Raw genomic sequence first — 21,940 nt, forward strand, 5'->3', positions numbered from 1 at the left:
CATCGCAGTTTTCTGCTAGAATGGCCGGCTTTCTTTAACGACCCAGGTGACCTCTCCATGCAGCCTATGCTGAATATCGCCCTGCGCGCCGCTCGCAGCGCCGGTGAACTGATCTTCCGCTCCATCGAACGCCTGGACACCCTCTCGGTCAACGAGAAAGAGGCCAAGGACTACGTCACCGAGGTCGACCGCGCCGCCGAGCTCTCCATCGTCACCGCACTGCGCAAGGCCTACCCGAACCACGGAATCATGGGCGAAGAAGGCGGCATGCTGGAAGGTAGCGGCGAAGGCGCCGATTACCTGTGGATCATCGATCCGCTGGACGGCACCACCAACTTCATCCACGGCGTCCCGCACTTCGCTATCAGCATTGCCTGCAAATACCGCGGCCGACTCGAACACGCCGTTGTGCTCGATCCGATTCGCCAGGAAGAATTCACCGCCAGCCGTGGCCGCGGCGCAGCCCTGAACGGCCGCCGCCTGCGCGTCAGCAACCGCAAGAGCCTGGAAGGCGCACTGCTGGGCACCGGCTTCCCGTTCCGCGACAGCCAACTGGACAATCTCGACGCTTACCTGGGCATGTTCCGCAGCCTGGTCGGCCAGACCGCAGGCATCCGCCGCGCCGGTGCCGCCAGCCTCGATCTGGCCTATGTCGCCGCCGGTCGGTACGACGCATTCTGGGAATTCGGCCTGTCCGAATGGGACATGGCGGCCGGCGCACTGCTGATCCAGGAAGCGGGCGGCCTGGTGAGCGATTTCACTGGCGGTCATGAGTTCCTTGAGAAGGGCCATATCGTGGCGGGCAACACCAAGTGCTTCAAGGCTCTGCTGACCAGCATCCAGCCGCACCTGCCACCGTCGCTCAAGCGCTGATCCCTCATGAAAGAGCCCGGCAATGCCGGGCTTTTTCATACCCGCACCTCCGAGCAAAGAAAAAGGCGCCCGATGGGCGCCTTTTTCTTCTACTCCTGGCGAATGCTTATTGCTGACCCAGGATCAATCGACCGCTTTTGTCGACAGGAATCTGCGAACCCGGATCGCGATCCATGCGAACCTGACCGGCCTTGCCATCCAGCAGGTACTTCACGTCATAGCCAACGACCTTCTCGCTGGTGTCATTGACGGTACTGCAGCGGGTTTCAGTCGTGGTGTAGGTATCACGCTCCTGCATGCCTTCCTGCACCTTGTTCCCGGCATAACCGCCGCCAATGGCACCTGCCACGGTGGCGATCTTCTTGCCGTTGCCACCACCGATCTGGTTGCCCAGCAGGCCGCCAGCGATGGCGCCAATAGCAGTACCGGCGATCTGATGAGTGTCTTTGACCGGACGCTGGTGAGTAACTGCGACATCCTTGCAGACCTGGCGAGGCGTCTTGATGGTTTCCTTGACCGGCTGGACAGCGAGCACCTCGGCGTATTCCGGCCCGCGATCCACCAGACTGTAGGTAGCCACGGCGCCACCGGCAGTCACGCCTACAGCGCCCAGCACGGTACCGATGAGCAACGACTTGTTCACATAAACCTCCTGGTCTTTCGTCTCGTTCGGGCTCTGCCCTTTACCTTGCCTTGGAAGGCGAAATTTGTAAGAAAGTTCCCTTGAGATCGAGTGACAAATCACACAAATGAAAACTCCCGCCTAGGCGGGAGTTCTCTTGACAGGCCTTGAAGCGCTCTATCACGGGCGCTCGTCAGCTTCCTTGCTCGGCGGCGGAATCAGATCCTCGCTGGACAGATTCAGCCAGATCAGCACCACGTTGGCGATGTAGATGGATGAGTAGGTACCTGCCATCACACCAACGAACAGAGCGATCGAGAAGCCGAACAGGTTGTCGCCACCGAAGAACAACAGGGCGGCGATCGCCAGCAGGGTCGACACTGACGTCGCAATGGTCCGCAGCAAGGTCTGGCTGGTCGAGATGTTGATGTTATCGATCAGGCTGGCCTTGCGCAGCACGCGGAAGTTCTCGCGCACCCGGTCGAAGATCACAATGGTGTCGTTCAACGAATAGCCCACCACCGCCAGCACCGCGGCCAGCACGGTCAGGTCGAAGGTGATCTGGAAGAACGACAGCACACCCATCACGATGATGGCGTCATGGATCAGTGAGAGGATCGCGCCCAGCGCGAATTTCCACTGGAAGCGGAAGCCCACGTACAACAGGATCCCACCAAGCGCCAGGAGCATACCGAGGCCACCCTGGTCACGGAGCTCTTCACCGACCTGCGGACCGACGTACTCGACGCCATTCACGCGCGCCGGATTGGACGAGTCGGCCTTCTGCAGCGCGCTGGCAACCTTCTTGCCCAGCTCCGGGTCTTCACTGGGCATACGCACCAGCACATCCCGAGTATCGCCGAAGCTCTGCACCACGGCTTCGCCGTAACCGGCGGCAACCAGTTGCTCACGCACCTTGGCGAGGTCGGCAGGCTGCTCGTAGGTCAGCTTGATCGACGTACCGCCAGTGAAGTCGAGGCCGAAGTTGATGCCCTTGATGAACCAGCTACCAAGGGCGATCAGGGTCAGGATCAGGGTGCAGGCGAACGCAACGTTGCGTACGCCCATGAAGTTGATAGTACCGATCTTGATATTCATCGCAGACCCCTTAGATCCACAGCTTCTTGAAGTCGCGGCCGCCGAAGATCAGGTTGACCATCGCGCGGGTGACCATGATGGCCGTGAACATCGAGGTAATGATGCCGAGGGACATGGTCACGGCGAAGCCCTTCACCGGGCCGGTGCCCATGGCGTAAAGGATGCCGCCGACCAGCAGCGAGGTCAGGTTGGCGTCGAGGATCGCGGTGAAGGCGCGATTGAAGCCTTCATGGATCGCCCGCTGCACGGACATTCCCGCCGCCAGCTCCTCGCGGATACGCGAGAAGATCAGCACGTTGGCGTCCACCGCCATACCCATCGTCAGAACGATACCCGCGATACCCGGCAGGGTAAGGGTCGCACCGAGGACAGACATCAGCGCCACCAGCATGACCATGTTGAAGGCCAGTGCGACGGTCGCGATAACGCCGAAGAAGCGGTAGATCACGATAATGAACAGAGAAACGAAGACCATGCCCCACAGGGAAGCATCGATACCCTTGGCGATGTTGTCCGCCCCCAGGCTCGGGCCGATGGTGCGCTCTTCGGCGAAGTACATCGGCGCAGCCAGGCCACCGGCGCGCAGCAGCAGGGCCAGCTCGGAGGACTCGCCCGGAGCGTCCAGGCCGGTGATGCGGAACTGGTTGCCCAGCGGCGACTGGATGGTCGCCAGGCTGATGATCTTCTTCTCTTCCTTGAACGCCGGAACGGCGACATCCTGCTCGACGCCATCGACTACCTGCCTGGCGTAGCGCGTGATCGGCTTCTGCTCGATGAACACCACCGCCATGCTGCGGCCGACATTGTTGCGGGTTGCTCGGTTCATCAGCTCGCCGCCGTGGCCATCCAGACGGATGTTCACTTGCGGACGACCGTTCTCATCGAAGCTGGCGCTGGCATCGGTAACCTGGTCACCGGTGATGATTACGCCACGTTCCAGGGTAGCCGGCGGACGACGCGGCTCACGAAACTCGAAGGTCTCGGTGGCGGACTTGATCGCATCCGGCTCCGCCGCGAGGCGGAATTCCAGGTTGGCGGTCTTGCCGAGGATACGCTTGGCCTCGGCGGTATCCTGCACGCCCGGCAGCTCGACGACGATACGGTTGGCGCCCTGGCGCTGCACGAGCGGCTCGGAAACGCCCAGCTCGTTCACACGGTTGCGGACGGTGGTGAGGTTCTGCTTGATCGAATACTCGCGGATCTCCGCGAGCTTGGCTGGAGTCATCGCCAGGCGCAGCACCTGCATGCCGGTGCGCTCGCTCTGGGTGACTTCGAAGTCACGATAGTCCTTGGCGATCAACGACTTGGCCTTGTCCAGGTCGCCTTCCTCGGTGAAGCCCAACTGGATGCCGCCGTCCTGTGCCGGCAGACTGCGGTAGCGCACGCGCTCCTTGCGCAGGGCACTCTTGATCTCGCTTTCGTAGACCTTCATGCGCGCTTCGACAGCCTTGTCCATGTCCACTTCCAGCAGGAAGTGCACACCACCGGACAGGTCCAGGCCCAGCTTCATCGGGCTGGCGCCCAGCTTGCGCAGCCAGCCGGGAGTGGTCTGCGCCAGGTTCAGGGCAACCACGTATTCGTCGCCGAGTGCGCGGCGGACGATGTCCTTGGCCGGCAATTGGTCTTCCTGCTTGACCAGGCGGATCAGGCCGCTGTTCTTGCCGAGGGAGTCCGCCTTGACGGCGATCCCCGCATCGGCCAGCGCCTTGCTGGCTTTGTCCAGATCGGCCTGGGATACCTGCAGCGCAGTGCTCGCACCACTGATCTGCACAGCCGGGTCATCCGGATATAGGTTGGGTGCGGAATAGATGAAACCGACGGCCAGGACCGCCAGGATCAGCAGATACTTCCACAGGGGATATTTGTTGAGCATGACACCGCCCGTTATAACGCGGGGCGCATCATGCGCCCCGTCGATTGGGTTTCTAGTTGGTTGGATCAGATGGCCTTGAGCGTGCCTTTCGGCAGGGTCGCGGCGATCGCGCCCTTCTGGAACTTCAGCTCGACATTGTCGGATACCTCGACCACTACGAAGTCGTCAGCCACTTTGGTCACCTTGCCGGCAATACCAGCGGAAGTGACTACTTCGTCACCCTTCTGCAGACCGGCGAGCAGGTTCTTGTGCTCTTTGGAACGTTTGGCCTGGGGACGCCAGATCATCAGGTAGAAGATGACCAGGAAACCGACCAGGAACACCCACTCGAAGCCGGTGCCAGCCGGACCAGCAGCGGCGGCGGGGGCCGCGGCGTCAGCGTAGGCAGCGGGAATTAGAAAGCTCATTGGAAACTCCTGTCACAGGGCTTTTTCGATGAAAGGTCAATCGGCCAGGGGCGGCGTGGGAAGGCCGCGCCGGGCATAGAAGGCATCGACAAAGTTCGCCAATGTACCCTGTTGGATTGCCTCGCGCAAACCAGCCATAAGCCGCTGATAATGCCGCAAGTTATGGATGGTATTGAGCATGCTGCCGAGCATTTCCCCACACTTGTCGAGATGGTAGAGATAGGCGCGGGAGAAGTGCTTGCAGGTGTAGCAATCGCAGGTAGGATCCAGCGGCGATTCGTCATGCTTGTGCACCGCATTGCGGATCTTGATCACCCCGGTGTCAACGAAAAGGTGACCATTGCGTGCGTTGCGGGTCGGCATGACGCAGTCGAACATGTCGACGCCCCGGCGCACACCTTCCACGAGGTCTTCCGGTTTGCCCACACCCATCAGGTAACGAGGTTTGTCAGCCGGCATGTGCGACGGCAGGAAGTCGAGCACGCGAATCATCTCGTCCTTGGGTTCGCCCACCGACAGGCCGCCGATGGCAAGGCCATCGAAGCCGATTTCCTGCAGACCTTCCAGCGAGCGCATGCGCAGCTCTTCGTGCATGCCACCCTGAACGATGCCGAACAGGGCCGACGGACTGTCGCCGTGGGCTATCTTCGAGCGCTTGGCCCAACGCAGCGAAAGCTCCATCGAGCGCTTGGCCACGTCGAACTCCGCCGGATACGGCGTGCACTCGTCGAAGATCATCACGATATCCGAGCCCAGCGCACGCTGTACCGCCATGGATTCTTCCGGCCCCATGAATACCTTGGCGCCGTCTACCGGAGAGGCGAAATAGACGCCCTCTTCCTTGATCTTGCGCAGCGCACCGAGACTGAACACCTGAAAACCGCCGGAATCGGTCAGGATCGGCCCCTTCCACTGCATGAAATCGTGCAGGTCGCCGTGCTTCCTGATCACCTCGGTCCCCGGGCGCAGCCACAGGTGGAACGTATTGCCGAGGATGATCTGCGCACCGATACCCTCGATATCGTGAGGAAGCATGCCCTTCACCGTGCCGTAGGTGCCCACCGGCATGAACGCCGGCGTCTCCACGACACCACGCGGGAAGGTCAGGCGGCCGCGCCGAGCCTTGCCCTCGGTGGCCAGCAGTTCGAATTTCATGAAACTCATGGATCAGTCCTCGGGCCCGCGCGGCGCGGGATTGCGGGTGATGAACATGGCATCGCCGTAACTGAAGAAACGGTACCCCTGCTCCACCGCCGCCGCGTAGGCGGACATGGTCTCGGGATAGCCGGCGAAGGCCGATACCAGCATCAGCAGCGTGGATTCGGGCAAATGGAAATTGGTCACCAGAGCGTCGACCACATGGAACGGTCGCCCGGGGTAGATGAAGATGTCCGTATCGCCACTGAAAGGCTTCAGCTCGCCATCGCGGGCCGCACTCTCCAGCGAACGCACGCTGGTAGTGCCGACGGCGACCACGCGGCCACCTCGCGCCTTGCACGCAGCCACCGCATCGACCACCTCCTGGCTGACTTCCAGCCACTCGTTGTGCATGTGGTGATCTTCGATACGCTCGACGCGTACAGGCTGGAACGTGCCGGCACCGACGTGCAGAGTCACGAATGCGGTCTCGACGCCCTTGGCCCGGATCGCCTCCAGCAGCGCCTCATCGAAATGCAGGCCCGCCGTGGGCGCCGCCACGGCGCCGGCGCGCTCGGCATAGACGGTCTGGTAGCGCTCGCGATCCGACTCCTCGTCCGGCCGGTCGATGTAGGGCGGCAGCGGCATATGGCCGACGCGCTCCAGCAACGGCAGCACTTCCTCGCTGAAACCCAGCTCGAACAGCGCGTCATGGCGCTGCAGCATTTCGGCCTCCCCGCCACCATCGATGAGAATCTTCGAACCCGGCTTGGGCGACTTGCTGGAGCGTACGTGGGCCAGCACGCGGTGGCTGTCCAGCACGCGCTCCACCAGAATTTCCAGTTTGCCGCCAGAGGCCTTCTGGCCAAACAGGCGGGCAGGAATGACCCGAGTGTTGTTGAACACCATCAGGTCGCCGGGCTGCAGGTAGCCCAGGATATCGGCGAACTGCCGATGGCCGAGTTCACCGCTCGGGCCGTCCAGTACCAGCAGGCGGCTGGCACGGCGTTCGGCGAGGGGGTGACGAGCGATCAGCGTCTCGGGCAGATCGAAATGAAAGTCAGCGACGCGCATTGGGGGGAGAGCTATCTCGAAGGGCCGATTATCTTACTGGAATTGCCAAATTCTGACCATTCGAGCGGATTGACCGCAGCAGAGCACCTCCCTATACTGCGCCGCCATTGCCTCGGTGGCGGAATCGGTAGACGCGGCGGATTCAAAATCCGTTTCTGGCGACAGAGTGAGAGTTCGAGTCTCTCCCGAGGCACCATCACATTGTTTCAGGACTTCCCGGGAAATCCCGAAACCCACGACGAACCGGCCTCTGGCCGGTTTTTTGTTGCCCGGGATTTCCATCCCTTCCACGTAAGCCTCAGGTTCCGCGGGGCATGCTCAACGGGAGTTCGATCTTGCCTCATGCCCCGAGGGCATGGATCGAGTGACCGCGAGTAGACCTTCTTGCCAGGCGCCTCGAATCATCCGCCTACGCTCCGGCATGGATGGGCGCCCCTCTCCCGAGGGCAAATCCCGACAGCCCTCATTCTCCATGGATCGGAGCTTGAAATGGCAGCGTACGCCAGCGCGTTGGATATCGAGACCGAGCTCACGCCACACTGGGCAACGATCTACAGCCAAGATGAAGCCGTCGTGGTATCGCTTCCGCCAAACACCACATCAAGAGCGAATCCGCCGCGGCCTGGCGGATCTATTCGAACGCCAAGGCCAGCACCCTCGACGAACTCTTGCCGGGTGATCTGAAGTTGAGATCCAACGTAGTGATCATGAAAAACTCCGGTACCACCTCGGGCAGGGAAACGACGATGGAGAAAGGCATTCTCTTCGGCGCCTCAGGGACAATCATCAGTGGGCCCCGCCGTTTCTCTCACGCATCGCCAGCAGGAAGTCTTCCATCGGCATCGGTTTGCCGAACAGATAGCCCTGCAGCACACCCACTCCCCGCTCAGCCAGATAGCGCCACTGCTCCTCGGTCTCCACGCCCTCGGCGATGATCATCAGATCGAGCTTTCCGCACAGCTCGACGATGCTGTCGAGTATGTGCCGGGACAGCGCGTCCACGCCGATCATGGTGACGAAGCTCTTGTCGATCTTCAGCGCGTCCACCTTGAAGCGGTGCAAATAGGCCAGGCTCGAATTGCCGGTACCGAAATCATCGATGGCCAAACGAATGCCCTGGGCATCCAGGCGACTGAACAACCTGTCAGTCGCCTCGCTTGCGGCGAGCAGCTCACGCTCGGTCAACTCCAGCACCAGAACCGGCCGATGAGGCAGGAAGCGAGCCTGCAGGCTCAAGCAATCATCGAACAGCGAAGGGTCACTGCAATGCACCGCGCTGATGTTGATTCCCAGGTGGAAACCTTCGCCAAGCAGTTCTCCGTAGGGCGCCAGACCCTCGCCGACCCGGTGCATCAGGTCGCGGGTCATCGGCACGATCAGGCCGGAGCGCTCGGCCAGAGGTATGAACAAATCGGGGCCGACCATGCCTTCGCGGGGGTGTTTCCAGCGCATCAGCACCTCCGCGCCAGTCCAGTGGCCGTCCCGCGCGTCCACCAGCGGTTGCAGGTAGGGAACGAACTCACCCGCCATCAGCGCCCGCTCCAGCTCCAGACTGGGCGTCGCCGAGCGCCCCCACAGCCAGTAGCAGGCCACACCCGAGATCAGGCCGAGCGCGATCAGCAGCGACGCGAGCGGCAACGCTTCCTCGCGTATATGGCGCCATTGCGAACCTTCGGCGAACCCACCGACCACAGAGTAGGGAAAGCGCTCGGAGTCGATCCGTACATGCCCGACCGGCAAGGGCACGGGCTCGCCCTGGGAGACGTTGCCCTCCTCATCCATCCACTCTCCGCCCACCAGCAGTTGCAGGTCGCTGCGCTGGTCGACCAGTTGCAGCGTGCTGCTCAGGTAACGGCCATCGACGGTTGCCAGCGCGCCATACTCGCCCTCCTCGCGCCGCAGGATCAGCAGGCCGACATCCGGCGTAATCGGGTTGCCCGCCATCAGGCGCAGGCGGCCATTCACATAGAGCGAACGCTCCAGCGACGCCTTGGATTCGCCGAACAGCGAGGTGCAGTAAATGTCGTCGCCGTGGGTAAGGTTGACCGAGCGCACGAAGGGAACTACCGCCACCTGCTCGCGCAGCACCAATGTCACGTCGGCGCAGGTTTGCCCGCGGTGCGAGAGCGCCACCCTGGCCGCGCCCTCGGCGTTGCCGAGCATCAGGTCGAACAGCCGCACAGCCTCGTGCGTGGCGGTACGCGCCTCGGCGGACAACCCGCGCAAGGTCTGCCAATAGATGATCGCGCTTCCCAGGAGCAGCGGCAGCGCCGCCAACGACAGGGCAAACACCAATCGGGGCACCAGCCTGCGGCGGGCATAGTTGCGTAACGGCATCCTTGTTCCCTGCTGTAGCGACGCCACTACCTGCGGCGTATCGCCTCGCCCCCGGCGGGCTTGGCTGCGTTGAGCTTAGAACAGGCTGGCCCAACGAACGCCGAAGATGGCGGGAAGCCGTATAATCCAGCCCCATCCATCCGGGGCCATGCCCTGCCACCCACGATTGCCCATAGAAGACGCCATGTCCAAGCCGCAGCTCCAGCCCGCGGGCAACTACCCGCCCGCCACGCTCATCCGCCGTTTTGCCGCGATGTTCTACGACTTCCTGCTCTGCGTGGCACTGTTGATGGTGGTGACACTGGCCTACCAGCAGGGCCTGCTCCGGCTCATCTACGGCAGCGAAAAACTCAAGCAACTGGCCGATCAGGGTGGCCTGATCGGTGATCCGCTGCTCTCCAGCCTGCTGTTCATCAGCCTGTTCGCCTTCTTCGCGAAGTTCTGGACCCACAACGGCCAGACCCTCGGCATGCAGGTCTGGGGCATCCGCGTGCAGAACACCGACGGCTCGCGCATCAGCCTGCTGCAGGCGCTGCTGCGCTTCATCATCTCCATCGGTTCCTGGGGCTGCCTGGGGCTCGGCTTCCTCTGGATGCTCTGGGACAAGGACAAGCGCACCTGGCAGGATCGCTACTCGGAGAGCGTGGTGATCCAGATTCCCAAATCGGTGCGCAAGGCGACCCAGGGTCGGAGCTGAACCCAAAACGAAAAAAGCCGGCGATTGCCGGCTTTTTCTGCATTCGGAAAGTACGTCGCTAGCCTGCTCGCTTGAGCAGCAGCGTACCGAGGAACGCACAGATCGCAGCCGGTACCAGCACTGCCAGCAACGGCGGGAAGTTGAACACCTGGCTGGAAGGGCCGAGCAGGTCCTGGGCGATGCGGAAGGTGAAGCCCACCAGCACGCCGGTGAACACACGCTGACCAAGGGTCACACTGCGCAGCGGGCCGAAGATGAAGGAGATCGCCATCAGCACCAGCGCAGCGGTCACGGCCGGCTGCAGGATCTTGGTCCAGAACGCCAGCCAGTAACGATTGGAACTCAGGCCCTGGTCCTGCAGATAGTGGATATAGCTCCACAACCCGGTGATCGACAGCGCCTCCGGCTCCATCACCACGGTGTTGAGCAACTGCGGGCTGAGCTGGATGTTCCAGACTTCGGTAGGAGCGGTCACCACCTCGCTGCGCTTCTGCTCCGCATGCAGCACGGTGGTAGTCACCTCTTCCAGCACCCACTGGTTATCCCGGAAGGTCGCGGTCCTGGCGAAGCTGGCGGTCTGCAGGCGATGGGCGTCGTCGAAGTCGTAGCGGGTCACGCCCAGCAGCACACCGTCAGGGCGCACCACGTTGATATGGATGAACTCACGGCCCTGGCGGTGCCACAGGCCGGACTTCGAACTCTGCGCGCCACCGCCGCTCTGGGCCAGGGCGCGGCCGCTCTGGGCCATCGTCTCGGTGTAGGGCACCACGTATTCGCCGACCAGGATGCCGGCGAACATCAGCACCAGCATCGGCTTCATCACGGCCCAGACGATGCGCTGCAGCGACACACCGGCAGCACGCATGATCGTCAGTTCGCTGTTGCTGGCCAGGGAACCCAGGCCCACCAGGCAGCCGATCAGCGCGGCCATCGGCAGCATGTCGTAGCCACGGCTGGGCGCGGTCAGAGCCACGAAGGTCAGCGCGTCAGTAAGGGTATAGGTCTCGGTGATCTGCCCCAGTTGGTCGACGAAGGCGAACAGCTCGGCCAGCCCGAGGATCACCCCGAGCACTGCCAGGATGGAGACGAAGACGGTAGTACCGATGTAACGATCCAGCTTACGCATGCTTCGGCTCCCGCCCAGAATTCGCCCGCGCGGCGGCCAGTTTCAGCCTCAGCGGCTCCCAGTACAGCAGCAACAGGCCGATCGCCAGGAACAGCGCGTGGATCCACCACAGCCCCAGGATGAGCGGAATCTTGCCCTTGTCGAGCATTCCGCGACCGGCGATCAGCAGCGCCAGGTAGGTCATGTAGAGCAGGACCGCGGGCAACAGCTTGAGGAAGCGGCCCTGGCGCGGGTTCACTCTGGACAGCGGCACGGCCAGCACTGTCACGACGAACACCAGCAGCGGGATGGAAAGCCGCCACTGCAGTTCGGACTTCATGCGCACGTCATCACTGGCGAACAGCTCGGAAGTCGGGATGGCATCGCGATCGTCGATTTCACTGCTGACTTCCGGCTTGGGCAGCAGGACACCGTAGGTGTCGTACTTGATCGCCCGGTAATCGGCCTGTCCTGGCGTGCCATCGTAGCGATAGCCGTCCTTGAGGATGAGGTAGCGGCTGCCGTCGGCGTGGATCTGCTGCTCGCCGCTGGTCGCCACCAGCAGCGACACACCGCCATCCTTGCCATTGCGCGGGGGGTTCTTGTCGGAAATGAACACACCGCCAAGCTGGGTGCGCTCGTTGGCCAGCGTCTCGGTATAAGTCACCCGCGAACCGTCGCGCATCGACTGGAAGCGCCCGGGCGCCAGGGTGTCGAACTCGGTCATCGCGTCCTGCTTGTTCAGCAGCAACTGCATCTGGGTGATGCCCTGCGGTGCCAGCAGCAGGCTCAGCCAGGCAACGATCAGCGCCACCAGCAGCGCCGGGGCCAAGGTATAGGTGAGCAGGCGCTGCTGGCTCATGCCGGTGGCAGTCAGCACCGTCATCTCGCTGTCCAGGTACAGGCGGCCATACGCCAGCAGGATACCCAGGAACAGGCCCAGCGGCAGGATCAACTGGAGGAAACCCGGCAGGCGCACCCCCATGATCATGAACAGCGAGCCCGGATCGAGCATGCCTTGGGCGGCTTGCGCCAGGTACTTGATGAAACGGCCGCTCATGATGATCACCAGCAGCACGGCACTCACCGCGCTCATGGTGATCAGCACTTCACGGGACAGATAACGGAAGACAATCAAACCGGACACTCCAGGGTTGTCACGTTCAGGCGGCTACGCTCAAACTAGCCGCCGTGAAGCCTTGCCGGCCCGCGCAAGCGCGATCCAGCGAAAATAGCCGGCATTATCCTGCGATTCGCCAGACCTGTCACTGCGCAGTCTGCCTGAACCTCGCAGACCACCTTGCCCTTTGTCCCGGGGACACCAAGTCATGGAATTCCTTGTAAAAAGCGTACGTCCGGAAACCCTGAAAACCGCCACCCTGGTCATCGCCGTTGGCGAAGGCCGCAAGCTCGGTGCGACCGCCAAGGCCGTCGACGAAGTCACCGGTGGCGCCATCAGCGCCCTGCTCAAGCGCGGCGACCTGGCGGGCAAGGTCGGCCAGACACTACTCCTGCAGGATTTACCCAAGCTTAAGGCCGAACGCGTACTGCTGGTCGGCGCGGGCAAGGAGCGCGAACTTTCAGACCGCGCCTACCGCAAACTGGTTTCCGCCGTCCTCGGCAATCTGAAGAGCCTGGGCGGCGGCGACGCCGTGCTGGCGCTGGGCGACCTGGCGCTCAAGGGCCGCAATGCCCACGGCAAGGCTCGCCTGCTGGTCGAGACCCTGGCCGACGGCACCTACGTTTTCGATCGTTTCAAGAGCCAGAAAGTCGATGCGCTCAAGCTCAAGAAGATCACCCTGCTGGTCGACAAGGCCGATGCCGCTGCTGTCGAACAGGGTGCCCGGGAGGCCCAGGCCATCGCCAACGGCATGGCCCTGACCCGCGACCTGGGCAACATGCCCCCGAACCTCTGCCACCCGACCTTCCTCGGCGAGCAGGCCAAGAACCTGGCCAAGGAATACAAAGGCCTGAAGGTCGAAGTCCTCGATGAGAAGAAATTGCGTGAACTGGGCATGGGCTCGTTCCTGGCGGTAGCCCAGGGCAGCGACCAGCCACCGCGCCTGATCGTCCTGCAGTACAACGGCGGCAAGAAGGACGAAGCTCCCCACGTGCTGGTCGGCAAGGGCATCACCTTCGACACCGGTGGCATCAGCCTCAAGCCCGGCCTGGGCATGGACGAGATGAAATTCGACATGTGCGGCGCCGCCAGCGTGTTCGGCACCTTCCGTGCCGTGCTCGAATTGCAACTGCCGATCAACCTGGTGGGCCTGATGGCCTGTGCAGAGAACATGCCCAGCGGCGGCGCCACCCGCCCCGGCGACATCGTCACCACCATGAGCGGCCAGACCGTCGAGATTCTCAACACCGATGCCGAAGGCCGCCTGGTGCTGTGCGACGCGCTGACCTACGCCGAACGCTTCAAGCCGCAATCGGTGGTGGACATCGCCACCCTGACCGGCGCCTGCATCGTCGCCTTGGGCTCCAACACCTCGGGCCTGATGGGCAACAACGACGCTCTGGTGCGGCAACTGCTCAAGGCCGGCGAAGTCGCCGACGACCGCGCCTGGCAACTGCCGCTGTTCGACGAGTACCAGGAGCAACTGGACAGCCCGTTCGCCGACATCGCCAACATCGGCGGGCCGAAAGCCGGCACCATCACCGCCGGCTGCTTCCTGTCGCGCTTCGCCAAGAAGTACCACTGGGCGCATCTGGACATCGCCGGCACCGCCTGGATCAGCGGTGGCAAGGACAAGGGCGCCACTGGCCGCCCGGTTCCGCTGCTGACCCAGTACCTGCTGGACCGCGCCAAGTAACGGAGTGACACAGGCATGTTTTCTGGTTTCCCAGGCGTTGCGAGCGCCTGCGCAAATGCGCGGTTCGTGCTTTGTAAACGAGCAATTTGCGCAGGTTTTCAACGCTGCATGAGCAAACGCAACCGCTTTGGGGCCAGAAAATGACCCGGGTAGACTTCTACGTCATTCCCAGCGCCGATCCCGACGCACGCCTGACCATCGCCTGCCGCCTGGCCGAAAAGGCCTGGCGGCAAGGCATGCGGGTCTTCGTGCTGTGCACCGACGAAGCCCAGCGCGAAACACTGGATGCCCGCCTGTGGAGTTTCCGTGGCGAGACCTTCATCCCGCACAACGCGGTGGAAGAGGACGCCGACTCGCCGGTGGTGCTCGGCCTGGGCGAAGCCCCGGAGAGCCACCGCGACCTGCTGATCAACCTGACGCTCGCCATTCCCGACTTCGTCGCGCGTTTCAGCCGGGTCGCCGAACTGGTGATCGAAGAGCCGGCGATTCGTCAGGCCGCCCGGGAGAATTTCCGTCAATACCGCGAGCAGGGCTATCCTTTGCAAGACCATCGCCTGCCGCGCCCCTGAGAATGCTTCAGCGAAGATCATGGATAGCCGTAAGCCCCCGCAAGACCCCGACCACCTGATGGACGACCTCAAGTCGATCCGCGAATTACTGGGCGAGTCGGACAACGAGCCGCCGCTGCTCACCGAATCCTTCGAGCCGGACAACATCCCGCTGCTCTCTGATGTCGTCGCCCCTGCCCCGCGCGCGCCGGAACCTGCCACGGTGGCGCCCGCCCCGACCGGCAACCCGCCCCCCGCCGGGCTCGATCGGCTGGACCTGGAGCTGCGTTCCGCCGCCCAGTTGATCCTGCAGGACGTCATCGATGATTTCGTGCCGCAGATCGAGGCAGAACTGCAACGCCGCCTGGAGGCCCGCCTGCAACGGCTGCTGGCCCAGCGCAAGAGCTGAAGTACGCCACGCATGTCGCGCTAGCGCCGTCTGAAAAGGCGGAGTTCCCGATGAAAGGCGCCTCGAACCCCCGCCGCGCCATCCCGCCACACCGCCATCGGGCGCACCGCCAACCGCGCCGGTGGCTTGCCGGCCTCACGCACCGTTATACTCACCGGTTTTCCGTCTAGCCTTATCAGGGTCCCGCCGCGCTCATGGACAAGACCTACCAGCCCCACGCCATCGAATCCCACTGGTACCCCACCTGGGAGAAGAACAACTACTTCGCCCCGCAGGGTTCCGGCGAGCCGTACACCATCATGATCCCGCCGCCGAACGTCACCGGCAGCCTGCACATGGGGCACGGCTTCAACAACGCCATCATGGACGCGCTGATCCGCTACCGCCGCATGCAGGGCCGCAATACCCTGTGGCAGCCGGGTACCGACCACGCCGGCATCGCCACCCAGATGGTGGTGGAGCGCCAACTGGCCGCGCAGGGCATCGCCCGCCACGACCTGGGCCGCGAGAAGTTCCTGGAGAAGGTCTGGGAGTGGAAGGAGCAGTCCGGCGGCACCATCACCCGCCAGATTCGCCGTCTGGGCTCCTCCGTGGACTGGTCGCGCGAACGTTTCACGATGGACGATGGCCTGTCCGAAGCGGTGAAGGAAGCCTTCGTGCGCCTGCATGAAGACGGCCTGATCTACCGCGGCAAGCGCCTGGTCAACTGGGATACCAAGTTCCACACCGCCATTTCCGACCTGGAAGTGGAGAACCACGACGAGAAGGGCCACCTCTGGCACCTGCGCTACCCGCTGGCCGACGGTCACAAGACCGCCGACGGCAAGGACCACCTGATCGTCGCGACCACGCGCCCGGAAACCATGCTCGGCGACAGCGCGGTCGCCGTGCACCCGGAGGACGAGCGCTACCAGGCGCTGATCGGCACCTTCATCGAGCTGCCGCTGGTGGACCGCCGCATCCCCATCATCGCCGACGACTACGTTGATCGCGAATTCGGCACCGGCTGCGTGAAGATCACCCCGGCCCACGACTTCAACGACTATGAAGTCGGCAAGCGTCACGACCTGCCGCTGATCAACATCTTCGACAAGGACGCAGCCATCCTGGCCACCGCCCAGGTATTCAGGCTCGACGGCAGCGTCAACGCCGAACTCGACGCCAGCCTCCCCGCAGCCTACGCCGGCCTCGACCGCTTCGAGGCGCGCAAGCGCATCGTCGCCGACTTCGAAGCCATCGGCCTGCTGGAGAAGATCGACGACCACGCGCTGAAAGTGCCCAAGGGCGACCGTTCCGGCACCGTCATCGAGCCGTGGCTGACCGACCAGTGGTACGTCTCCACCAAACCGCTGGCCGAACCGGCCATCGCCGCCGTGGAAGACGGCCGCATCCAGTTCGTGCCCAAGCAGTACGAGAACATGTACTTCAGCTGGATGCGCGACATCCAGGACTGGTGCATCAGCCGTCAACTGTGGTGGGGCCACCGCATCCCGGCCTGGTACGACGAAGCGGGCAACGTCTACGTCGGCCGCAACGAAGCCGAAGTACGCGCCAGGCACAACCTGGGCGATCAGCCGCTGCGCCAGGACGAAGACGTACTGGACACCTGGTTCAGCTCGGGCCTGTGGACCTTCTCCACCCTCGGCTGGCCGGAGCAGACCGAATTCCTGAAAACCTTCCACCCCACCGACGTGCTGGTAACCGGCTTCGACATCATCTTCTTCTGGGTTGCGCGCATGATCATGCTGACCATGCACCTGATCAAGAACGAGGACGGTACTCCGCAGGTTCCGTTCAAGACCGTCTACGTGCACGGCCTGGTGCGCGACGGCCAGGGCCAGAAGATGTCCAAGTCCAAGGGCAACGTGCTCGACCCGCTGGACATCGTCGACGGCATCACCCTCGACGAACTGCTGGAAAAACGCACCAGCGGCATGATGCAGCCCAAGCTCGCCGAGAAGATCGCCAAGCAGACCCGCGCCGAGTTCCCCGAAGGCATCGCAAGCTTCGGCACCGACGCCCTGCGCTTCACCTTCTGCTCGCTGGCTTCCACCGGTCGCGACATCAAGTTCGACATGGGCCGCGTCGAGGGCTACCGCAACTTCTGCAACAAGCTGTGGAACGCCGCCAACTTCGTCATCGAGAACACCGATGGCAAGGACACCGGCGTGAATGGCGAGCCGGTCGAGCTGTCCTCGGTGGACCGCTGGATCATCTCCGCCCTGCAACGCACCGAGATCGAAGTCGCGCGCCAGCTCGACGCCTTCCGCTTCGACCTGGCCACCCAGGCCCTCTACGAGTTCATCTGGGACGAGTACTGCGCCTGGTACCTGGAACTGGTCAAGCCGGTACTGTGGGACGAAAACGCTCCCATCGAGCGACAGCGCGGCACCCGCCGTACGCTGGTCCGCGTGCTGGAAACCGCCCTGCGCCTGGCTCACCCGTTCATGCCGTTCATCACCGAGGAAATCTGGCAGCGCATCAAGGGCGCCGCCGGCAAGTCCGGTGAGACCCTGATGCTGCAGCCCTGGCCGATCGCCGATGAAGCGAAGGTCGACGCCGCCGCCGAAGGCGACATCGAGTGGGTCAAAGCACTGATGCTCGGCATCCGCCAGATTCGCGGCGAGATGAATATCTCGATGGCCAAGCGCATCGACCTGGTGCTGAACAACGCATCGCCCGAAGACCACCGGCGCCTGGCCGACAACGAGCCGCTGCTGATGAAGCTGGCCAAGCTCGAAACCATCCGCGTGCTGGACGAAGGCGAAGAGCCGCCGATGTCCGCCACCGCGCTGGTGGGCGACCTGCAGGTGCTGGTGCCGATGGCCGGCCTGATCGACAAGGCCGCGGAGATGGCGCGCCTGGACAAGGAAATCCAGCGCCTGGAAGGCGAAGTCAAGCGTGTGGGCGGCAAGCTCACCAACGAAGGCTTCGTCGCCAAGGCACCGGCCGATGTGATCGAAAAGGAACGCGCCAAGCTGGCTGAAGCCGAGCAGGCCGTGACCAACCTGATCCAGCAGCGCGAGAAGATCGCCAGCCTGTAAGGCCTGGAAAGGTAAAAACAACGGCGCCCTCGGGCGCCGTTGTCATTTCTGCCGGGCGGGCTTCAGTACACCGTCCCCACCGGGTACACATAGGCATTCACGTCATAGAACGGCGTGCGCTGATAGAACCATTGCAGGCGCGCCTGCGGGTCCTTGGCGAAGGCCTTGTCATCCTTGAGTTTCTTCTCGAACTCGGCTTTCAGCTTCGGGTCCTCGGCGAGCATCTTGCGCGCCATCGGCTCCATCACGTACTCCTCCGGCTCCTCGGCAGATACCAGGGTCGAGTTGAAGAAACCCCAGGACCAGAACGAATCAGGGCTCTCCGCCGTCAGCAAGTTGATCGCCAGCACGCCCAGCGGCTGGTCGGTGTCGATCACCACCGAACCGGCCGGATAGGTCTGCAGGCGCTGGAACGGCTTGCCAGTGCCGCTCACCAGCAGATGCCCCTCGTAGCCGGGAATCTCGTTGGCGGCGGCGCGATCCGGCTCGAAGCCGCCGGCCAGCTTGATGTCGTCCATGCGATACATCGTCACTTCGATGGGCGTGGCCTTGTCCAGCGTCTTCATCTGAATGCCGTGGGACTTCAGGCGCGCGATCACCTCGCTCCACTGTACCGGCACCACGTACTGCTTCGGCCGCTTCACCACCAGGTCCGGAACCGAGTTATCGGTGATCAGCACGTTCAACTGCTTGGGCTTGTTGCTCCAGACGATGGTTTTCGCCCCGGTGATCGGCGATACCTCGTAGCGATAGTCCCCGACCGTGAAGGGCGTGTGCTGCTCCTTGCCCGGCTTCCAGGTGAGAATCACCTCCTTCTGCGCAGCCAGGCGCTCGCGGTCGCTGGCGATGGCCTGCTTCAGCGAATCGGCGTTGTCGCCGATCACCTGGAACATCGCCTTGAGCATCACGTAGTTGCCCAGCACCTGGGTCTCGTAGGGATGCAGGGCGTGCTGTTCGATGAGGATCGACGGAACGTTGCGGATGTCACCGTACTGGTTGGAAAAGCGCGCCAGGTCCGTGCGATACGGGTAATAGCCCTTGGTCGGATCCTGGTTGTCGTTGAGGCTGATGCACTCGTGGACCACGTGGCCGTCACCTTCCAGCTCCTTGTACACCGGAGCGCGCATGACCTTGTCCATCCACTCGCTGGAAGCGGGCGACCAGCCATTGCCGTTGTGGCAGTACGAGCTGTCGTAGGGGTACATGGCACCGTCGGTGGAATGAGTGTCGGCGAAGAAGCTCAGGTCGTACTGGTTGAACACCGCGGCGACGTTGCGGATTTCCGCGCTGTCGAGCTTGGTGAAATCGCGGTTGAGGTTGTAGTTCAGGCCGTTGACCCGCCAACCGGTGACTTCCGGGCCATTCTGGTTGATCCGCCCGTAGGGGCTGCGGCGCAGGTCGCCATCGATGTTCACGGTGGGGATGAACAGGATGTTCACCTTGTCCAGCAGACCGGCCAACGGCTTGTCGCCGGTGGTCATGTCGCGCAGCAGCATGAACATCGCGTCCTTGCCGTTTGCCTCGCCGGGGTGGATTTCCGCTTCGACGAAGATGGTCGGCTTGCCGGACTTGTTCAGCCCCGCCGCCGACTTGTCGGCCTCGCGGGACGCAGTGACCAGCAGCATCGGCTCGCCAGTGGCGCTGTTCTCCGGCAGATCGCTGAGACTGATGGCGCCACCGGAGGCCTCTGCCAGCTTCTGCAGCCAGGCACGCGTCTGGTGGTAGTCGGAGGTCTCCTTGAAGCTGCTGGACTCGGCCAGGGTGATCAACGGGTTGTCCGGCTTGGCGATGTAGCGCGTGCTAGCGAGCTTCTGCTCGAACATTGGCGGCAGGATGCGGGTCTTGGCGGCGGCGGAATAGCCGCTGTCATCGATATACCCCGGCGCCGAAGGCAAGGCGGCATACAAGGGCAGGCTGGAAGTGGCGAACAGACCGGCGAGCAGGGCCCGGGATGGGAGGTGGTGCATGGGAGATTCTCCTTTTGCAGCAAATCGTCCTACGGGCACGTCCGCGCCCGTGCATCAACCATAGTCAACGCCGGGGAAATGCCAGCGCGGTTCGTCGTCGCGCCCGCCCGCTCGCTGCGGCTGATTCATTCCACGGCGGAATGACCTCCCGAAGAATGCTCGCTTGGTTCCCCGTGGCAGTTGTTCGAAGATCAGCGCACCGCAGCGTCCCGCTTCCACCCACCAGGAACCCGATGTCCATGTCCGAGACCCCGCTCCGCAATGGCGGCCAGATCCTCGTCGATGCCCTGCTGCAGCACGCAGTGGATACCGTCTACTGCATCCCCGGCGAAAGCTACCTGCCGGTGCTCGACGCGTTGCACGACGCGCGGAGCATCCGCACCATCGTCACCCGCCACGAAGGCGCCGCCTCGAACATGGCCGACGCCTACGGCAAGCTGAGCGGAAGGCCCGGCATCTGCTTCGTCACCCGCGGGCCGGGCGCCACCCACGCAGCCAACGGCGTGCACACGGCGATGCAGGACTCGACACCGATGATCCTCTTCATCGGCCAGGTGGAAAGCGCCTTCAAGGGCCGCGAAGCCTTCCAGGAAGTCGACTACCGGCAGATGTTCGGCAGCCTCGCCAAATGGACCACGGAGATCGACGACATCCGGCGCATACCGGAAATCGTCGCCCGCGCCTTCGCCGTCGCCCAGTCCGGGCGCCCCGGCCCAGTGGTCATCGGCCTACCGGAGGAAGTGCTGTTCGGCACCGCCACGGTGGCCGACTGCGCACCCGCGCGCACCATCGCCAGCGCCCCGGCGGACGCCGCGCTGGCCGAACTGCGCGAGCGCCTGGCCAGGGCCGAGCGCCCGTTGCTGATCGTCGGCGGCACCGGCTGGAACGCCGAAGCCTGCAAGGCGCTGCAGCGCTTCGCGGCGGCCAACGGGCTGCCGGTGGCAGCATCGTTCCGCCGCCAGGACCTGTTCGACAACCGCGACGAACACTACGTGGGCCAGCTCGGTTTCGGCGCCTCGCCACGCCTCACCGAGCGCGTCCGCGATGCCGACCTGCTACTGGTGCTCGGCTCGCGCCTGAGCGAAACGCCGACCGCCGGCTACACCCTGGTGGAAAGCCCGCAGCCGCGGCAGGCACTGATCCATGTGCACGCAGACGCCAGTGAGCTAGGCCGGGTCTACCGGGCCGACCTGCCGATCCAGGCCGGCATGCCGCAGATCGCCGCCGCCCTGGCCGATCTCGAACCGCTCGCCGAACGGCCCTGGGCGCAATGGACCAGCACCGCACGGGCCGACTACCTCGCCTACTCCACTGCGGCGCAAACGCCCGTGCCGCTGGACGGAGTAGACCTGGCGCAGGTCGTGCACCACCTCAGCCAGACCCTCCCCGACGACGCGGTGATCAGCAACGGCGCCGGCAACTACGCCGTCTGGGTGCACCGTTTCTACCGCTACCGCAGCCCGCGCAGCCAACTCGCCCCCACCAACGGCGCGATGGGCTATGGCTTCCCCGCCGCGATTGCCGCCAAGCTGCGCGACCCTGACCGCAGCGTAGTGTGCTTCGCCGGCGACGGCTGCTTCATGATGTACCCGCAGGAGCTGGCCACCGCCGTGCAGTTCGGTGCAGCGCTCATCGTCATCGTGGTCAACAACGGCATGCTCGGCACCATCCGCATGCACCAGGAGCGCGAGTATCCGGGGCGTATATCCGCCACCGCACTGCACAACCCCGATTTCGTCGCCCTCGCCCGGGCCTTCGGTGCCCACGGCGAACTGGTCGAGCGCACCGAGGACTTCGCCGCTGCCTTCCTGCGCGCCCAGGCCAGCGGCATGCCGGCGCTGATCGAACTGCGCACCGACCCACGGCAGATCACCCCGCAAGCGCGGCTCAACTGAGCCCCAAAGGCTCGCCGGCTTCGCTAAGCTGCATCGGA

Annotated in this window: 17 protein-coding genes and 1 tRNA gene; 8 read left to right on the forward strand and 10 right to left on the reverse strand. The window is 63.6% G+C overall.

Features of this window, described 5'->3' with window-relative positions; translation table 11 throughout:
* Positions 1-57 precede the first annotated feature (57 nt).
* Positions 58-873, forward strand: a complete 816-nt coding sequence (gene suhB, locus OU419_RS22130; RefSeq protein ID WP_254470609.1) for a type III secretion system regulator SuhB — start codon at positions 58-60, stop codon at positions 871-873.
* A 106-nt stretch (positions 874-979) separates the two neighbouring features.
* On the opposite strand, the gene OU419_RS22135 is transcribed toward suhB, so the two are convergent.
* The 6 genes from OU419_RS22135 to queA all read right to left on the reverse strand — a co-directional run bounded on the left by OU419_RS22135 (position 980) and on the right by queA (position 7,084).
* Complete coding sequence (locus tag OU419_RS22135; protein ID WP_254470608.1) at positions 980-1,516, reverse strand: glycine zipper 2TM domain-containing protein; 537 nt, start codon at positions 1,514-1,516, stop codon at positions 980-982.
* A 159-nt stretch (positions 1,517-1,675) separates the two neighbouring features.
* The gene (gene secF, locus OU419_RS22140; protein ID WP_254470607.1) at positions 1,676-2,593 is read right to left on the reverse strand and encodes a protein translocase subunit SecF; all 918 of its coding nucleotides are present in this window, start codon (positions 2,591-2,593) and stop codon (positions 1,676-1,678) included.
* A 10-nt stretch (positions 2,594-2,603) separates the two neighbouring features.
* A complete protein-coding gene (secD, locus tag OU419_RS22145) occupies positions 2,604-4,466 on the reverse strand; it encodes a protein translocase subunit SecD (RefSeq protein WP_254470606.1) in 1,863 nt (620 codons plus the stop codon).
* Positions 4,467-4,531: 65 nt separating this feature from the next.
* A complete protein-coding gene (gene yajC, locus OU419_RS22150; RefSeq protein WP_254470605.1) occupies positions 4,532-4,873 on the reverse strand; it encodes a preprotein translocase subunit YajC in 342 nt (113 codons plus the stop codon).
* A gap of 36 nt (positions 4,874-4,909) precedes the next feature.
* Entirely contained in the window at positions 4,910-6,028 is a 1,119-nt protein-coding gene (gene tgt, locus OU419_RS22155) for a tRNA guanosine(34) transglycosylase Tgt (RefSeq protein ID WP_254470885.1), read from the reverse strand.
* Between the two features lie 12 nt (positions 6,029-6,040).
* Complete coding sequence (gene queA, locus OU419_RS22160; protein ID WP_254470604.1) at positions 6,041-7,084, reverse strand: tRNA preQ1(34) S-adenosylmethionine ribosyltransferase-isomerase QueA; 1,044 nt, start codon at positions 7,082-7,084, stop codon at positions 6,041-6,043.
* Between the two features lie 109 nt (positions 7,085-7,193).
* On the opposite strand from queA, the gene OU419_RS22165 reads away from it, so the two are divergent.
* Positions 7,194-7,280, forward strand: a tRNA-Leu gene (locus tag OU419_RS22165).
* 590 nt (positions 7,281-7,870) lie between these two features.
* Here OU419_RS22165 and OU419_RS22170 read toward each other — a convergent pair.
* Positions 7,871-9,421 carry an EAL domain-containing protein gene (locus OU419_RS22170; protein ID WP_254470603.1) on the reverse strand — a complete coding sequence of 517 codons (1,551 nt, stop codon included), beginning with the start codon at positions 9,419-9,421 and terminating at the stop codon, positions 7,871-7,873.
* Positions 9,422-9,605: 184 nt separating this feature from the next.
* Between OU419_RS22170 and OU419_RS22175 the strand changes: the two genes are divergently transcribed.
* Entirely contained in the window at positions 9,606-10,118 is a 513-nt protein-coding gene (locus tag OU419_RS22175; protein WP_254470602.1) for an RDD family protein, read from the forward strand.
* 58 nt (positions 10,119-10,176) lie between these two features.
* Here OU419_RS22175 and lptG read toward each other — a convergent pair whose 3' ends face one another.
* The gene (lptG, locus tag OU419_RS22180; protein ID WP_254470601.1) at positions 10,177-11,244 is read right to left on the reverse strand and encodes an LPS export ABC transporter permease LptG; all 1,068 of its coding nucleotides are present in this window, start codon (positions 11,242-11,244) and stop codon (positions 10,177-10,179) included.
* Complete coding sequence (gene lptF / locus OU419_RS22185; protein ID WP_254470600.1) at positions 11,237-12,361, reverse strand: LPS export ABC transporter permease LptF; 1,125 nt, start codon at positions 12,359-12,361, stop codon at positions 11,237-11,239. Before lptF ends, lptG begins: the two co-directional genes overlap by 8 nt.
* Positions 12,362-12,551: 190 nt before the next feature.
* Between lptF and OU419_RS22190 the strand changes: the two genes are divergently transcribed.
* From OU419_RS22190 to OU419_RS22205, 4 genes are all read left to right on the forward strand, one after another.
* Positions 12,552-14,039, forward strand: a complete 1,488-nt coding sequence (locus OU419_RS22190; protein WP_254470599.1) for a leucyl aminopeptidase — start codon at positions 12,552-12,554, stop codon at positions 14,037-14,039.
* Positions 14,040-14,179: 140 nt separating this feature from the next.
* Entirely contained in the window at positions 14,180-14,608 is a 429-nt protein-coding gene (locus OU419_RS22195; protein WP_254470598.1) for a DNA polymerase III subunit chi, read from the forward strand.
* Positions 14,609-14,627: 19 nt separating this feature from the next.
* Entirely contained in the window at positions 14,628-14,996 is a 369-nt protein-coding gene (locus OU419_RS22200; RefSeq protein ID WP_254470597.1) for a DNA polymerase III subunit chi, read from the forward strand.
* A gap of 194 nt (positions 14,997-15,190) precedes the next feature.
* On the forward strand, positions 15,191-18,040 hold the full coding sequence (locus tag OU419_RS22205; protein WP_254470596.1) for a valine--tRNA ligase: 2,850 nt from the start codon (positions 15,191-15,193) through the stop codon (positions 18,038-18,040).
* A 62-nt stretch (positions 18,041-18,102) separates the two neighbouring features.
* On the opposite strand, the gene OU419_RS22210 is transcribed toward OU419_RS22205, so the two are convergent.
* On the reverse strand, positions 18,103-20,007 hold the full coding sequence (locus tag OU419_RS22210) for a M14 family metallopeptidase (RefSeq protein WP_254470595.1): 1,905 nt from the start codon (positions 20,005-20,007) through the stop codon (positions 18,103-18,105).
* Positions 20,008-20,246: 239 nt separating this feature from the next.
* Here OU419_RS22210 and OU419_RS22215 point away from each other — a divergent pair, with 239 nt between their 5' ends.
* A complete protein-coding gene (locus tag OU419_RS22215) occupies positions 20,247-21,902 on the forward strand; it encodes a thiamine pyrophosphate-binding protein (RefSeq protein WP_254470594.1) in 1,656 nt (551 codons plus the stop codon).
* The last annotated feature ends 38 nt before the right edge of the window (positions 21,903-21,940 follow it).

It is taken from the genome of Pseudomonas triclosanedens, from assembly GCF_026686735.1.
Lineage (GTDB): Bacteria > Pseudomonadota > Gammaproteobacteria > Pseudomonadales > Pseudomonadaceae > Pseudomonas > Pseudomonas triclosanedens.

Coding starts and splice junctions, on each gene's coding strand:
- OU419_RS22170 (WP_254470603.1), bottom strand. CDS start 9,421: ATGCCGTTACGCAACTATGCCCGCCGCAGGCTGGTGCCCCGATTGGTG.
- OU419_RS22215 (WP_254470594.1), top strand. CDS start 20,247: ATGTCCGAGACCCCGCTCCGCAATGGCGGCCAGATCCTCGTCGATGCC.
- OU419_RS22175 (WP_254470602.1), top strand. CDS start 9,606: ATGTCCAAGCCGCAGCTCCAGCCCGCGGGCAACTACCCGCCCGCCACG.
- secD (WP_254470606.1), bottom strand. CDS start 4,466: ATGCTCAACAAATATCCCCTGTGGAAGTATCTGCTGATCCTGGCGGTC.
- suhB (WP_254470609.1), top strand. CDS start 58: ATGCAGCCTATGCTGAATATCGCCCTGCGCGCCGCTCGCAGCGCCGGT.
- OU419_RS22200 (WP_254470597.1), top strand. CDS start 14,628: ATGGATAGCCGTAAGCCCCCGCAAGACCCCGACCACCTGATGGACGAC.
- OU419_RS22195 (WP_254470598.1), top strand. CDS start 14,180: ATGACCCGGGTAGACTTCTACGTCATTCCCAGCGCCGATCCCGACGCA.
- queA (WP_254470604.1), bottom strand. CDS start 7,084: ATGCGCGTCGCTGACTTTCATTTCGATCTGCCCGAGACGCTGATCGCT.
- secF (WP_254470607.1), bottom strand. CDS start 2,593: ATGAATATCAAGATCGGTACTATCAACTTCATGGGCGTACGCAACGTT.
- OU419_RS22190 (WP_254470599.1), top strand. CDS start 12,552: ATGGAATTCCTTGTAAAAAGCGTACGTCCGGAAACCCTGAAAACCGCC.
- lptG (WP_254470601.1), bottom strand. CDS start 11,244: ATGCGTAAGCTGGATCGTTACATCGGTACTACCGTCTTCGTCTCCATC.
- tgt (WP_254470885.1), bottom strand. CDS start 6,028: ATGAAATTCGAACTGCTGGCCACCGAGGGCAAGGCTCGGCGCGGCCGC.
- OU419_RS22205 (WP_254470596.1), top strand. CDS start 15,191: ATGGACAAGACCTACCAGCCCCACGCCATCGAATCCCACTGGTACCCC.
- OU419_RS22210 (WP_254470595.1), bottom strand. CDS start 20,007: ATGCACCACCTCCCATCCCGGGCCCTGCTCGCCGGTCTGTTCGCCACT.
- yajC (WP_254470605.1), bottom strand. CDS start 4,873: ATGAGCTTTCTAATTCCCGCTGCCTACGCTGACGCCGCGGCCCCCGCC.